This window comes from Nocardia yunnanensis, assembly GCF_003626895.1.
Classification (GTDB): Bacteria; Actinomycetota; Actinomycetes; order Mycobacteriales; family Mycobacteriaceae; genus Nocardia; species Nocardia yunnanensis.
Window position 1 is genome coordinate 1,692,602 of record NZ_CP032568.1, and the last position, 14,338, is coordinate 1,706,939.

The following is a 14,338-nucleotide window of genomic DNA, read 5'->3' on the forward strand; positions in this document are numbered from 1 at the left end:
GAATCACGCTCGCGTCTCGGCCAATTCGGCCGTCGGCGCCGGCTTGGGCTCCTCGTCGAGCACCGGTTCGGTCAACCCGATCCGGCGTTGAATGCGCTTCATCCAGGCCGGCGCCCACCACACCCGGTCGCCGAGCAGCTTCATGGTCGCGGGAACCAGCAGCATGCGCAGCACCGTCGCGTCGATGACCAGGGCGGCGATCATCCCGTACGCGATGTACTGCATGAGAACGAGATCCGAGAACGCGAACGCCCCGGTGACGACCAGCAGAATCAGCGCGGCGGCGGTGATGATCCGCCCGGTGTGGGCGGTGCCGGAGCGAATCGCCTCCTCGGTCGTCGCGCCCGCCGCCCGCGCTTCGACCATGCGGGACAACAGGAACACCTCATAGTCCGTCGAGAGCCCGTAGATGATCGCGATGATCAGGAACAGGATATTGGCCTGAATCGGCTGCGGCGTGAAGTCCAGCAGCCCCGCACCGTGCCCCTCGGTGAAGATCCAGGTGAGGATGCCGAGGGTGGACCCCAGCCCGAGCACGCTCATGAACGCCGCCTTCAACGGCAACACCAGCGAGCCGAAGGTCAAGAACATCAGCAGCGTGGTGAACGCCAGCACCAGCAGGATCATCAACGGCAACCGGTCGAGCAGCGCGGCGATGGCGTCGTGCTGCACGGTCGGCACCCCGCCGACCATCAGCGTCACCCCGTCGGGGACGTCGAGGTCACGCAGATAGTCGATCGTCTTGTCGTACTTGGTGGAATCCACCAGCGACGCCGCCGTCCGGAACGTATCGGGTGCGAGCTGTGAGCGGCTCGGAATCTCGAACCCGGCCGGCAGCAGCCCGGGCGCGTGGTTCGCCTGCGCCAGCAACGGCCCGATCTTGGTGCTGTCGTCGGTCCGAATGATCAGCTCGATCGGATCGGACTTGCGATACGGGAAGTAGGTGTCGATGTCCTGCTGCGCCACCCGAATCGGATTGTCCGGCGGCAGATATTTCTCGCTGAACCCGCCGAAGGCGATATTGCGCACCGGCACGATCAGCATCAGCAAGCCCAGAATCAGCACCGCGGTGATCGCCCGCGGATGCCGCATCACCCAGCCGGTCGACCGGCCCCAGAAACCCTGCTCCACCTGCTCGGCCGTGCGGGTACGCCGGAATCGCTTGATACCCAGCGCATCCACCCGCCGCCCCAGAATCGCCAGCATGGCGGGCAGGATCGTGACCGCGGTCAGCGCCGCCAAGGTGACCGTGGCGATCGCGCCGTAGGCGATGGACTCGAGGAATCCCTGCGGGAACAGCAGCATGCCGCCGAGACTGGCCACGATCATGGTCGCCGAGAACAGCACCGTTCGCCCCGCGGTCATCACCGTGCGACGCACCGCGGCGGCAGTGTCGTAGCCGGCGGCCGTCTCCTCCCGGAACCGGCTCACGATGAACAGCGCGTAGTCGATCGCCAGCCCGAGCCCGATCATCGAAACCACCGGCGCCACGAAGGAATTCACCTCGGTGAAGTCGGTGATCCACCGCACGATCCCGTTCGCGCCCAGCACCGTGAGCACACCCATGAGCAGCGGCAGCGACGCCGCGACCACCCCGCCGAAAATGAAGAACAGCAGCACCGCCACCGCCGGAATCGCCAGCAACTCCATGCGATGGGTGTCGGCGGCGATGGTGTCGGTCAGCGCCACCGAGACCGGTTGCAGGCCACCGACCTGCACCCTGACCCCCGGCACGTCGAAGGCGTCCTTGACCGCCGTGTAATCCTGCGCCCCATAGTCTTTGAGCGCGATGAGGGCCAGCGCGTGCGTCTTGTCGTCGGTGGCCAGCTTGCCGGAATTGCCCTTGGTGGAGTTCACCGGCGCCCAGTAGGCGGCGTTCACGCCGGTGATCTCGTGGGGATAGCGGGCCGCGAGACCGTTGAGACTGTCGATGATCGGCCCGCTGACTTCCGGGTCGTCGACGGTCGTGCCCGCGGGCGCGGTGTACAGCACCGCGACGTCCGCGGAATGATCCGGGCCCCAGGCCGCCGCCGCCACCAGCGCGGCCCGCGCGGACTCCGAATTCGGATCGTCCAATCCGCCCGCGCTGAGACGACTTTCGAACCCCCAGGCGTAACCGCCGAGGCCGAGCAGACCGGCCACCACGAGGCCGAGCACTACAAAACGGTGTCGGGCTACGAGATTTCCCCATAGCGCGAAGACATCGCGGTCACGCGGGCGGCTGGTCATAATGCACGGTATCAGTCTCGTTCAGAATAGATGAAAAACGTTGCAGAGCAATGCGTTTCGGCTATTTCGGGTTGGTGGTACAGGTCACGGTGCGGGGCGGTCGAGCGGACAGACGGTAACGGACGACCCGGGCCCCGATCAAACGCAGCCGTCGACGCTCAGTTGGCGGCGAAGCGCGGCCGGCGAAGATCGCCGATGCGCCGCACGATTCGCGGTCGCCGCAGGTCGCGGGCCATCCATTCACCGAGCGTGACCCCGGCGGCCAGCGCCAGCCCGACGGCGAACGCCCCCGACAGCTGGTTCAAACCCTCCAGCAGCTCGTCGTTGAGCAGCGCGTACAGCCCGCGATACACGCGCAGACCCGGCAGCAGGGGAGTGATGCCCGCGACCGCCACCACCAGCGGCGGGGTCAGCGACCGCCGCGCGAGCAGGCCGCCGGCCAGGCCCACCACCGTCGCCGCGCCGCCCGACGCCACGATCGGACCGAACCCGAAGTGCTGAACCAGCAGATACGCCACCGTCGCCGCCGCACCGCTGAACGCCGCCGCCGCCAGCGCCCGCCGCTCGGCGTAGCAGGCCAGCGCGAAGGCCGCCGAGGTCACCGCGCCCGCGGCCAGCTTCAACGGCAGACTGGTCAGGTCCCGGGTCGAGACCATGTCGGCGATCGGCACCGACGCCTCGAACACCTCCGCCACCCGCAGCGTGAGCGCGATGCCGGCGATGATGCCGCCGGTCATCATGACCACCTCGAGCATCCGGGCCGACGCCGTGATCGGCGCCCCCGTGATCGCGTCCTCGACCGCGCCGACCAGCTGTAAACCGGCCAGCAGCACCGCGATTCCGGCGGCGATGATGAGCGCCGGATCCAGATGCAGACTCCGGACATAGGTGGACACCAGTACCGCGGGCGTCGCGGCGATCACGCCGCCGGCCATGTGCTGGAAGAAGAACGGCAGTTTGCGCCGGTTCAGGATCCGGTTGGTGCGATCGATCAGCATGGTCGTGGCGAAACTCAGCAGCGCGATCAACGCGCCGCCATTGAGCAGCACCGCCACGCCCGCGGCCATCAACGCCCAGCCGAGGGTGGCCGTCCAGCGCGGGTAAGGGTGTGGCGCGGAGGTGATCTCGTCGAGTGCCTTCAGCGCCTCCTGCGGCGGCACCAGCTCGCGGCGGATGCGGCGGGTCAACCGGTCCACGGCCGCGAGCCTCGTGAAGTCGAGGGAGCGGTAGTGCACCACCCGCATGGTGGAGGCGGGCGGCAGCTTCGGGCCGCGGTCGGCCGAGATGCGAATCGAGTTGTAGGTGACGTCGATATCGCATTTGGACAGGCCGTAGGTGGCGGCGATGAACTCGATCTGGGTGGTGGTGTCGGTGACGGCCGTGCCCGAGGCCAGCACCACCTCGCCCACCCGCTCGGCCAGATCCAGCACTTCGGTCACGGTCGCGTCGTCGGTGAGGTCGATGGGCTGAACCGGTGCGGGCGCCTCCACCACGGTGTCCACGGTGGCGCGCCGTTCCGCCGTGAGACGATCCCCCGCTCCGGTCAGCACCCGCTGCCAGCGGGCGCGCAGCCCGGCGGCCGCTCCTGCTTGCTCGTGGGTAGCCAACTCGTTGGTCACATGGCCAACGTACACGGGTGGCGAAGATCATCGAGGCGAGTGGGCCGAGGGCAGTAGTGTTTTGAAGCATGGCGACGAGCGACGTTTCGATTGCGAAAGAGCTACGCGCGGCACTGGACGGCCCTTGGCGGGAGGTGCGCGAGGCGGCCCGCGCCAGCCTCGACGACGACCGCCTCTACGGCGATCCCGAGCTCGACATCAAGGCCGCCCGCGCGCGAGTGCTGGACCAGATGCACCTGGTGGCGTCCCTGGACGTGGTGGAACGCGGCTTCGCGCACGTCGACGGCCGGCCCGTCGATCCGGGCGCCGCGGTCACCGCGCTGGAGATGCTCGTCTACAACGATCTGTCGCTGTGGGTGAAATGCGGTGTGCAGTGGGGACTTTTCGGCGGCGCCGTCGAGAACCTGGGCACTGAGCGGCATCGCGGCTACATCGACGACTTGGTGTCGCTGCGGCTGCTGGGCTGCTTCGCCATGACCGAGACCGGGCACGGCAGCGATGTCGCGAACCTGGAGACCACCGCCACCTACGACGCCTCGACCCAGGAGTTCGTGGTGCACAGCCCGACTCCGTCGGCGCGCAAGGACTACATCGGCGGCGCGGCCGAACATGCCCGCATGGCAGCGGTTTTCGCGCAGCTGATCACCGGCGGCGAGAGTCAGGGCGTGCACTGTTTCCTGGTGCCCATCCGCGACGAGGCGGGCAGTGATCTGCCCGGCGTCACCACCTCCGACTGCGGTCTCAAGGGCGGCCTGCCCGGGGTCGACAACGGCCGAATCATGTTCGACCAGGTGCGAATTCCGCGTGAGAACCTGCTCAACCGGTACGCCGACGTCGCCCCGGACGGGACCTACTCCTCCGAGATCTCCAACCCGAGCCGGCGCTTCTTCACCACGCTGGGCACGCTGGTGCGCGGCCGGGTCAGCGTCGGCGGCGCGGCCGCCGCGGCGGCGCGGGTGGCGTTGAGCATCGCGGTGCGCTACGGCGAGCAGCGCCGGCAGTTCGCCGATCCGGATACCGGCGAGGAGACCGTGCTGATGGACTACCGCAGCCATCAGCGCCGGCTGCTGCCACACGTAGCCCGTTCCTACGCACTGGCTTTCGCGCAGAACGAGCTGGTGCGGCGCATGCATCTGGTGCAGACCGGGCAGGATCTGGATCCCCGCGCGCAGCGTGCGCTGGAAAATCGCGCGGCCGGTCTCAAGGTGGCGCAGACCCGGCACGCCACCGCGGCTATCCAGGAGTGCCGCGAAGCCTGCGGCGGCGCGGGGTATCTCACCGAGAACCGGCTGGTCACGCTGAAGGCCGACACGGATGTGTTCACCACGTTCGAAGGCGACAACGTGGTCCTCACCCAGCTGGTAGCCAAGGACTTGCTGACCTCCTATGCCGAGGAGGTGCGCGACCTCGACGCACTCGGCTGGGTGCGCTTCGCGGCCACCAGCGCCCGCGACGTGGTGCGCGAGGCTTCCGGTGTGCGCCAGATGATTCAGCGGCTGCGCGACCGGGGCGACGACAGCGTGGACGACGGCGACCTGTCGCGCCGCTCGGTGCAGTTGCAGCTGTTCGCCGACCGTGAGGACTACATGGTCCGCACCGCCGCGCACCGGCTGCGCGCCCGCGCCAACGAGACCGGTCCGTTCGAGGCGTTCAACAACGCCCAGGATCACATTCTCGCCGCCGGCACCGCCCACATCGAGCGAATGGTGTTGGAAGCCTTCATCGACGGCATCGCCGACATCCAGGATCCTGACGCCCGAGCCCTCGCCGACACCGTCTGCGACCTCTACGTCTATTCCACCCTCGAACAGAATCAAGCCTGGTACATCATGCACCGCTTCATGTCCGTGGAGCGGGCCAAGGCCGTCCGCCGCGGCGTCAACGAACTCGTCGACCGCCTGCGCCCGCACGCTCTCACCCTCATCGAGGGCCTGGGCGTCCCCGAAGGCATGCTGCGCGCCGCCATGCTGGAGTAGCGCCCGCCGCCCGTGCCCCGAGCCTGTGGGGGGTAGCGCTGAACCTTATTGCGGGTGTGTCTCGTTGAGTGGTTGGACACACTGACCGCTACTCCATGCCGTCGCAAGGGCGCGAGGGGGCGTGCGATGATCGATCGCCTGATCGGTCCGGCGTTGCGGAAGCCCAGGGCGGTGCTCGGGCTGGCCGCGCTCGTGTTCGTGCTGTGCGGGGTGCTGGGATCGCAGGCGGCGGGGCGGCTGTCCAATGGCGGCTTCGTCGCGACCGACTCCGAATCCGCGCGCGTCGCCGACATTCTCGCGCGCGAGTACGGCATGTCGGGTACGCAGCTCGTGCTCACCGTCGAATCCCCGGGCGGCGCACAGGGTCCCGCGGCCACCGCCCGGGGCACGGCGATCGCCCGGGAGTTGAAGGGTGACGCGCGGGTCTCGGCGGTGGTCTCGCCCTGGACGGACCCGGCGCCGAGCCGGACTCTGCTCAGCGAGGACGGTCGCATCGGGCTGATCGTGGCGACCGTGCGCGGTGACGAGGACTCCGCGCCCGGCATCGCCCACGAGCTGTCGGCGGAATTCACCGGCACCGCGGGGGAGGTCACGGTGCGGGCGGGCGGCCAGGCGATGGTGTGGCGCGACACCGCCCGCCAGACCCAGCGGGATCTCGCCGTCGCCGAGGCCATCGCGCTGCCGCTGACCTTCCTGCTGCTGGTGTGGTTTCTCAGAAGCCTGGTGGCCGCGCTCATTCCGTTCGTCACGGGCGTGCTCGCCATCGCGGGAGCCAGCGCGGTGCTGTATCTGATGACCTACGTGGTCGCGCTGTCGGTCTTCGCGCTCAATATCACCACCGCCATCGGGCTGGCGCTGGCCGTCGACTACTCGCTGTTGATCATCGGCCGCTATCGCGAGGAGATCGCGGCGGGGCACGACACGACCGCGGCGCTCACCACCGCCATGCGGCGCGGCGGCCGCGCGGTGGCGTTCTCCGGCCTCACCGTCGGCATCGCCCTGATCGGAATGCTGTTCTTCCCCATGGCTTTCCTGCGCTCCCTCGCCTCGGCCGGACTCGCCGTGGTGGCCCTGTCGATCCTGATGGCGCTCGTCCTGGTGCCCGCCCTGCTCGTGCTGCTGGGCGAGCGCATCAACCGGAAACCGTTGCGCGAGGCCGCGCCCGTCGAGCGCGGCCTGCTGTACCGGGTGGCGCGCAGCGTGCAACGGCGGCCCGCGCGGTGGGCGCTGCCGGTGCTGGCGCTGCTGGTGGTCCTCGGCTCACCCGTCGCCGGGTTGCGGCTCGGCCTGCCCGACGATCGGGTACTGCCGGCCGGGCTTCAATCCCGGCAGGTGGGCGACCTGCTGCGAGATCGGTTCGAGGACAACGCCACCGGGTCCGTGCAGATCATCGTGCGGTCGCCGGGCGACGGTCTCGCCGCCTACGCCTCGGCGCTGTCGACGGTGCCCGGCGTGGCGGCGGTCCTCGCCCCGGCGGCCACCTTCCGCGACGGGCAGCCGACCGGTCCGGGCGACCCGACCGCGACCGGCCCCGACACCGTCCACCTGACCGTCGCCACCCACCTCGACCCGTATTCCGCGGCGGCGCAACGACAACTGGACGCCCTGCGCGCGGTCGACGCCCACGCGCCGGTGCTGTTCGGCGGCCAGGCCCAGCAGACCGCCGACGCCGCGCACGGCATCGCCCAGGGCGTCCCCAAGACCCTCGCCTGGATCGCCCTCACCACCTTCGTGCTGTTGCTGCTGCTCACCGGCAGCGTGGTGCTGCCGCTGAAAGCCCTTGCCCTCAACGTGCTTTCGCTCGCCGCCACCTTCGGCGCACTGGTGTGGATCTTCCAGGACGGTCACCTGGGCGGCCTGGGCACCCTCGCCACCGGCTCCACCATCGCCACCCTGCCGGTGCTGCTGTTCTGCGTATCCTTCGGCCTGTCCATGGATTACGAGGTGTTCCTGCTGGCCCGCTTCACCGAGGAATGGCAGCGCTCCCCGCGCACCCGCGCCGACAACGACACCGCCGTCGCCCTGGGCATCGCCCGCTCCGGCCGCATCGTCACCGCGGCCGCCCTGCTGATGGCGGTGGTGTTCGCGGGCATCGCCGCCAGCGGCGTCACCATGAACCGAATGCTCGGTCTCGGCCTGGCCGTGGCGGTCCTGATGGACGCCACCCTCGTGCGCATGATCCTGGTGCCCGCCTTCATGCGCATCCTGGGCACCGCCAACTGGTGGGCGCCCGCCCCCTCCCGCCCGCTGGTGCGACGCCTCGTCCTGCGCGAGTGACCGGCCGCTATCGTGCAGGCGTGAGCCGATCCACCACCCTCGCCGCCACGCCCGCGGATTCCTGGCCGCGGCGTGCCGCCCTGCCCGCAATGATCGTCGCGGGGGTGATCGTCACTCTGGTTGTGCCCCTGTCGTTTCCCTCCGGCGGCGGATCCACCCGCGTGGATTCGACACTGGAACACCACATTCACGCGGCCCTGGACGCCCACCGCTGGGCGTACAGCGTGCTGGTGTTCCCCAGCAACAGCTACGTCGTGCTGCCGCTGCTGCTCGCCTTCGCCGCCTGGTTCGCCTACCGGCGACTGTGGTGGCGGGCCGGGTTCCTGCTGATCGCCCCGGAAGTGGTGGTCGCGGTGAACACCTATGCGCTCAAACCGTTCTGGGACCGCAAGCTCGACCACTACCTGGCCTACCCGAGCGGCCACACCGTGCAGCTGGTGGCCGTCATGGCCGCCTTCGCCTTGGTCAGCGAATCGACCCGGGTGCGCACGGTGACCACCGTCGTCATGATCGTCGTCCTGCCCGCGGTCATGATCGGCATGGTCGGGTTCGGATACCACCATCCGACCGATGTGCTGGGCGGTACGGCCGCCGCCCTGGCCCTCGTCTGCGCCCTGTATCTGCCGTTCCGCTATTTCACCGCTAGCGGCGCCGACGCGCCCGTCAGTACGACAGCATCGCCGCGAGGATGAACCACACGCCCCACAGCAGTGCCACGATGAACCCCATGGTCAGCATGATGCGCATGAACCCGCGACCCACCTCGATGCGGTCGCTGCGGCGCGGATACAGCTTGCGGGGACTGAACCACGGCTCCGGAATCGCCAGCCCGCGCCCGGCCGAGGCGTGCTCGCGCTCGAGCCGCGCCTGCTCCTCGGCATAGGCTTCGGCCTGCGCCTGCTGCGGACCGCCGTGCCACAGCGTCACGTCCACCGGGCCCAGGAAGCCCTCGTTGATGAGATCCTGCGGGCCCGGCAGATACGGCAGGATGCCCAGCCCGCGGAAGGCCCACGCCACGTCGTTGGCCGACCATTGCGGCCGCCCCCGCGACAGCAGGCTGGTGAAATGGTCACGCAGCCCGCGCTCGTCGCCCAGCAGCACCTGGAAGCTGGGATCGTTCCACAGCTGCTTGACCCGCAGATTCGCGCCCGGCGGCGGCACCACCAGCACGATGCCGTGAATCACCCGCTGCCCCAGCCCGCGTTCGGCCAGCCAGTTCTGCAGCGCGAAGGTGTGATCACGGGACTTGTCGAGCGGATTGCGTTTGTCGCCGCCGTCGAAGGTGATGATTCGGTCCCCGACCCGCCAGGGGCCGTTCATGGGGATCTCGAGCTCCCCGTCGAACTTCTCCGACAGCGCCTCGGCCTCGATCACCACGCAGCTGGTCGGCGTCCACACCACCGCGTCGAACGGATGCAGCTTATCGCCGTGGAACAGACTGCAATTCACGGTCGCCACACCCTTGGGGTCGGTGGCGCCCTTCCAGGTGCGCAGCCAATCGATGAGCACCTTCTCGGCATGCGTGCCGGCGGCGTTCTGCACTCGGACGAGCATCGGCTCTCACCTTCCTCGTCGAATCGATACCGGGAATGGTACGGGCACAAGGCCCAAACTACCGCCGCGTGCGATCACGCGGCGGGTCGGGATCGATTGGGCTGCTGCCGCTCTAACGCTGCGCGGGCAGCGCCGGATCGGTCGGCTGGTCGGTGGGGAAGATGGGCAGCCGCAACGCGCCCGGCGCGAAATCCGGCACCGTCGCGTGCTTGGGCGCCACCGGGCTGATGCGACGGTAGGGCGCGCCCAGCGCCGGACGCGGATCGGGCTCGTTTCGGTTGGGCCAGAACGCCATTGCGCGTTCGGCCTGTGCGGTGATGGTCAGCGACGGGTTCACGCCCAGGTTCGCGGTCACCGCCGAACCGTCGGCGACGTGCAGGCCCGGATGGCCGAACACGCGCTGATACGGGTCCACCACACCGCTTTCCGGTCCCTCGCCGATCACGCAGCCGCCGATGTAGTGCGCGGTGGCCGGAATGTTGAACACGTCCATGGCCAGCATCTGCACATCGCCGTCGACCTTCGCCCCGAAGCGGCGGCCGACGTCGTGGGCCAGCGGGATCCAGGTCGGATTGGGCGTGCCCGTGCCCTGTTTCGTCTTGAGCTGACCCCAGCGCCGGAACGAGGTCAGCGAGTTGTCCAGTGACTGCATGACCAGCAGGATCACCGACTTCTCCGAGGCCCGGCGCGCATTGAGGCTGCGTGCGAACACCACCGGATGCAGCAGCATCGCCAGCAGGAACCGCAGGAACCGGAACGCGCCGCCGTCGACCAGCGGCACCGACAGCGGGAACAGGCCGTTCTGGCCCTTGCCGTAGTGGCAGACCTCGATATGGGTGTCGGGTTCGGGATGGATCGAGGAGGTGATGGCGATGCCCTCGGCGAAATCGTCGCGCGAACGGCTCACCACATTGAGGATGGCCTCGGAATTGGACCGGGTCAGCTCGCCCAGCCGCGGCGACAGCTGCGGCAGCACCTGCTCGTCGCGCATCTTGTGCAGCAGCTTCTGGGTGCCCAGCGCGGCCGCCGCGAACACCACCTGCTCGGCGGTGAACACCTTGCGCCCCTTGCGAATCCAGCGATCCGAGCGCTGCGTCTCGATGGCGTAGCCGCCGCCGGTCATGGGCCGCACCTTGGTGGCGGTGGTGAGCTCGAAGACGTGCGCGCCCGCCTGTTCGGCCAGGTACAGGTAGTTCTTGGGCGTGGTGTTCTTGGCATTGTGCGGGCAGCCGGTGAAGCAGCGGGCGCAATGGACGCAGCCGTTGCGCTTGGGTCCGGCCCCGCCGAAGTACGGATCGTCGACCTCCTCGCCCGGCGCGTCCTCGTTGAAGAACACGCCCACATTGGTGGCGTGGAAGGTGTCGGAGACGCCCAGATCCGCTGCAACGGAACGGATCACGTCGTCGGCGGGCGTCATGCGCGGGTTCGGCGCGACACCCAGCATGCGCTGCGCCTGGTCGTAGTAGGGGGCCAGTTCGGCGCGCCAGTCGGTGATGTGCGCCCACTGGGGGTCGGTGTAGAACGCCGGCAGCGGCTCGTAGAGGGTGTTGCCGTAGATCAACGATCCGCCGCCCACACCCGCGGCGGAGAACACCGCGCACTTGCCCAGCACGCTGATCCGCTGGGTGCCGGTCAGGCCCAGCCGCGGCGCCCAGATCGCCTTGCGCACATTCCAGTTGGTGCTGGGGATGTCCTCGGCGTTCCAGCGGCGACCGGATTCGAGCACGGCCACCCGATAGCCCTTCTCGGTCAGGCGCAGCGCACTCACGCTTCCCCCGAACCCTGAACCGATCACGACGACGTCGTAGTCGAAGTCGGGCATGGTCTTTCCTCTCGCTGAACCCCTGAATGAGAAGGATCGCATCCGATTCTCTCATCTCGTGTATGGCGCAGACCATATCCTTTCCGTCCCCACTCGGCCATCTCGGTCGTTGAGCGCCCATATCGGTTCGTGCACCCGCGGCGCGGCGGCGTGCCCGGATGGAGATGCCGGGGTGATTGCGGTAAGACCGGTTTGTGACTACCGAGCGGAACGCCGAACCGGTCTACAGCGACCGGATATTCACGGTCCCCAACATCCTCAGCGTGCTGAGGCTGATCGGCGTCCCGGTCTTCCTGTGGCTGCTGCTGGCCGAGAAGGCCGACGGCTGGGCCTTCGCGTTGCTGGTCGCCAGCGGCATCACCGACTGGGCCGACGGCAAACTGGCGCGTCTGCTGGACCAGTCCTCGAAGCTGGGCGCCCTGCTCGACCCGCTGGTCGATCGCCTCTATCTGCTGGCGACCCTGGGCGGCTTCCTGATTCGCGGCATCCTGCCCTGGTGGGTGGTGGTGATCCTGGTCGGCCGCGACGCGATCCTCACGCTCACCCTGGGCATCTACAAACGCCGCGACCTACCCCCGCCGGAGGTCATCTACCTCGGCAAGGCCGCCACCTTCGCGCTCATGTCGGCGCTGCCGTGGCTGCTGGCCGGTCAGATGGACTGGGCCGCCGCGGGTTTCGGCCGGGCGTTCGGTGGGGCATTCTTGATCTGGGGCACGGCGGTCTACGTCTGGACCGGAATCCTCTACCTCGGCAAGGCCGTCGCCGTGGCCCGAGCGATACCGCCCGCCCGCCCGAGCGATACCGCCCGCGCCACACCATGATCACTCCCGATAGGGTGTGCGCGGACGGATCGACGACGATCCCATGAGGAACGCCTGTTGAAAGGACACTGCCTGTGACCGCAGTACCCGAGGAGTTGCGCTACACCGAGGAGCACGAGTGGGTGAGCACCGTGGGTCCGACCCGGGTGCGGGTGGGCATCACCGATTACGCGCAGTCGCAGCTGGGTGACGTCGTGTTCGTGCAGTTGCCCGCGGTGGACCAGGTGGTGGCGAACGAGGAGAGCATCGCCGAGATCGAATCCACCAAGAGCGTGTCCGACATCTACGCTCCGCTCGCCGGGAAAGTCGTTGCGGTGAACGAGGTTCTGGACGCCGAGCCCGAGACCGTCAACTCCGATGCCTACGGCGACGGGTGGCTGTTCGAACTCGAGGTCGACTCCGCCGAAGCGCTCACCGCCGCGCTCGGGAAGCTCCTGGATGCCGCAGGTTATCAAGGAGTTATCGAGGGCTGAAGGAGCCTTCACAGTTCTACCTGCACGGGTACGCCCTGGCAGGGTACGGTCAATGCCAACAGAAGTGCGCGCAGCCGGTGCCCGGATCTTCCGGACCTACCCGAAGCAGGGAGCGGCGAAGTGCCGCATCGCTGAGGGCACCAATTGCTTGCATGGATTATTCGGTTCGAGGAGGAGAGCAAGGGTGAGCGAGAACAAGGACCCGGGTTACCAGGAAACGGCAGCAGAGACCACTTCGGTGTTCCGTGCCGACTTCCTGAACGAGGTCGACACGTCGCGCACCGAGCAGACCGGCGAGCAGCCGGTGCAGGGAGTGGAGGGTCTGCCGGCGGGCGCGGCCCTGCTGGTGGTCAAGCGTGGCCCCAACGCCGGTTCGCGTTTCCTGCTCGACCAGGCGACCACCTCGGCGGGACGCCATCCCGACAGCGACATCTTCCTGGACGATGTCACCGTCAGCCGTCGCCACGCGGAGTTCCGCATGGACGACGACACCTTCCAGGTCGTCGATGTGGGCAGCCTCAACGGCACCTATGTCAACCGGGAACCGGTGGATTCCTCGGAGCTGCAGAACGGTGACGAGGTCCAGATCGGCAAGTTCCGGCTGGTGTTCCTGACCGGTCCCCGTTCCTCGGTAAGCGATTCGTCGGCACTCTAGGACCGAGCGGAATGACTGGCGCAGCGCAGTGGACGCGTGGAGGCATGTCGATCGGCTCCGTGCTGGATCTGCTGCGTCCGGATTTTCCGGACATCACCATCTCCAAGATCCGATTCCTGGAGTCGGAGGGCCTGATCAGCCCGGAGCGCACGCCCTCGGGGTACCGCCGCTTCCATGTGGCCGACGTCGAGCGCCTGCGCTTCGTGCTGACCGCGCAGCGGGATCAGTACCTGCCGTTGAAGGTGATCAAGGAACAGCTCGAAGCGATCGACAGTGGTGCGGCGACGCTCGGGGTCCGGGAGGCCCGGGCCCGGGCGAACGCCGTGGGGGGAGCGAGGCCGCCGGTGCCGGAGACAACGGACCCCGTGGCCTCGAACGGGGGCGGTCGCCTGCGGCGGCTGAACGTCGTGCCCGGTGAGGTGTCGCCCGAGGAGCTCCGGTTCGATCACGAGATCCGGATCACCCGGGCGGATCTGCTCGAGCAAGCGGGCATCGACGAGAAGTTCCTGACCGAGTTGATTCGCGCCGGCCTCATTACGCCCGGCGCGGCAGGCTATTTCGACGGCGACGCCGTCACGCTGGCCCGCACCGCCCAGGCGTTGAGCGAATTCGGTTTGGAGGCAAGGCATCTGCGCGCCTTCAAGCTGGCCGCCGATCGCGAGGCCGCCATGGTCGCGCAGATCGCGGCGCCGATCGCCAAGAGCCGTGACGCGGATGCCCGCGCGCGGGCCGAGGAGACGGTCCGGGAGTTGGCGGCGTTGTCGCTGACCCTGCACACCTGCCTGGTGAAGACCTCTGTGCGCGCTTCCCTCGGGGGCTGAAATCTTCGCCTAGACTCGGTATTACAGCCGGGGGCTGGCGGCCGGTGTGGATTTTGGGAGGCAGTGCCATGAGGGAGCGAAGCGAGCGAAT

General features: G+C 68.5%; 11 protein-coding genes. 7 read left to right on the forward strand and 4 right to left on the reverse strand.

The annotated features are described in order from the left end of the window. Nucleotides 1-3 precede the first annotated feature (3 nt). Together D7D52_RS07765 and D7D52_RS07770 are read right to left on the reverse strand one after the other, a co-directional pair. Nucleotides 4-2,229, reverse strand: a complete 2,226-nt coding sequence (locus D7D52_RS07765) for an MMPL family transporter (RefSeq protein WP_120735700.1) — start codon at nt 2,227-2,229, stop codon at nt 4-6. A 158-nt stretch (nt 2,230-2,387) separates the two neighbouring features. Continuing rightward, entirely contained in the window at nt 2,388-3,776 is a 1,389-nt protein-coding gene (locus D7D52_RS07770) for a threonine/serine exporter family protein (protein ID WP_120743903.1), read from the reverse strand. 140 nt (nt 3,777-3,916) lie between these two features. On the opposite strand from D7D52_RS07770, the gene D7D52_RS07775 reads away from it, so the two are divergent. From D7D52_RS07775 to D7D52_RS07785, 3 genes are all read left to right on the forward strand, one after another. Then, entirely contained in the window at nt 3,917-5,824 is a 1,908-nt protein-coding gene (locus D7D52_RS07775) for an acyl-CoA dehydrogenase family protein (RefSeq protein ID WP_120735701.1), read from the forward strand. A 126-nt stretch (nt 5,825-5,950) separates the two neighbouring features. Continuing rightward, nucleotides 5,951-8,101: an MMPL family transporter gene (locus D7D52_RS07780; protein WP_120735702.1), complete on the forward strand. Its 2,151-nt coding sequence runs from the start codon at nt 5,951-5,953 to the stop codon at nt 8,099-8,101. Between the two features lie 20 nt (nt 8,102-8,121). Then, a complete protein-coding gene (locus D7D52_RS07785; RefSeq protein ID WP_162958207.1) occupies nt 8,122-8,793 on the forward strand; it encodes a phosphatase PAP2 family protein in 672 nt (223 codons plus the stop codon). Here D7D52_RS07785 and D7D52_RS07790 read toward each other — a convergent pair. Both D7D52_RS07790 and D7D52_RS07795 read right to left on the reverse strand, forming a co-directional pair. Further along, nucleotides 8,765-9,655 (reverse strand): nuclease-related domain-containing protein, encoded by an 891-nt coding sequence (locus D7D52_RS07790; RefSeq protein ID WP_120735704.1) that lies wholly within the window; start codon nt 9,653-9,655, stop codon nt 8,765-8,767. The two genes, D7D52_RS07785 and D7D52_RS07790, sit on opposite strands and share 29 nt — an antisense overlap. Before the next feature lie 112 nt (nt 9,656-9,767). Then, on the reverse strand, nt 9,768-11,477 hold the full coding sequence (locus D7D52_RS07795) for a GMC oxidoreductase (protein WP_120735705.1): 1,710 nt from the start codon (nt 11,475-11,477) through the stop codon (nt 9,768-9,770). 194 nt (nt 11,478-11,671) lie between these two features. On the opposite strand from D7D52_RS07795, the gene D7D52_RS07800 reads away from it, so the two are divergent. The 4 genes from D7D52_RS07800 to ftsR all read left to right on the forward strand — a co-directional run bounded on the left by D7D52_RS07800 (nt 11,672) and on the right by ftsR (nt 14,247). Beyond that, nucleotides 11,672-12,298: a CDP-alcohol phosphatidyltransferase family protein gene (locus D7D52_RS07800; protein WP_120735706.1), complete on the forward strand. Its 627-nt coding sequence runs from the start codon at nt 11,672-11,674 to the stop codon at nt 12,296-12,298. 68 nt (nt 12,299-12,366) lie between these two features. Continuing rightward, nucleotides 12,367-12,771, forward strand: a complete 405-nt coding sequence (gene gcvH / locus D7D52_RS07805) for a glycine cleavage system protein GcvH (protein WP_120735707.1) — start codon at nt 12,367-12,369, stop codon at nt 12,769-12,771. A gap of 184 nt (nt 12,772-12,955) precedes the next feature. Next, nucleotides 12,956-13,426 carry a glycogen accumulation regulator GarA gene (garA, locus tag D7D52_RS07810; protein WP_120735708.1) on the forward strand — a complete coding sequence of 157 codons (471 nt, stop codon included), beginning with the start codon at nt 12,956-12,958 and terminating at the stop codon, nt 13,424-13,426. A gap of 44 nt (nt 13,427-13,470) precedes the next feature. After that, entirely contained in the window at nt 13,471-14,247 is a 777-nt protein-coding gene (gene ftsR, locus D7D52_RS07815) for a transcriptional regulator FtsR (RefSeq protein WP_120735709.1), read from the forward strand. The last annotated feature ends 91 nt before the right edge of the window (nt 14,248-14,338 follow it).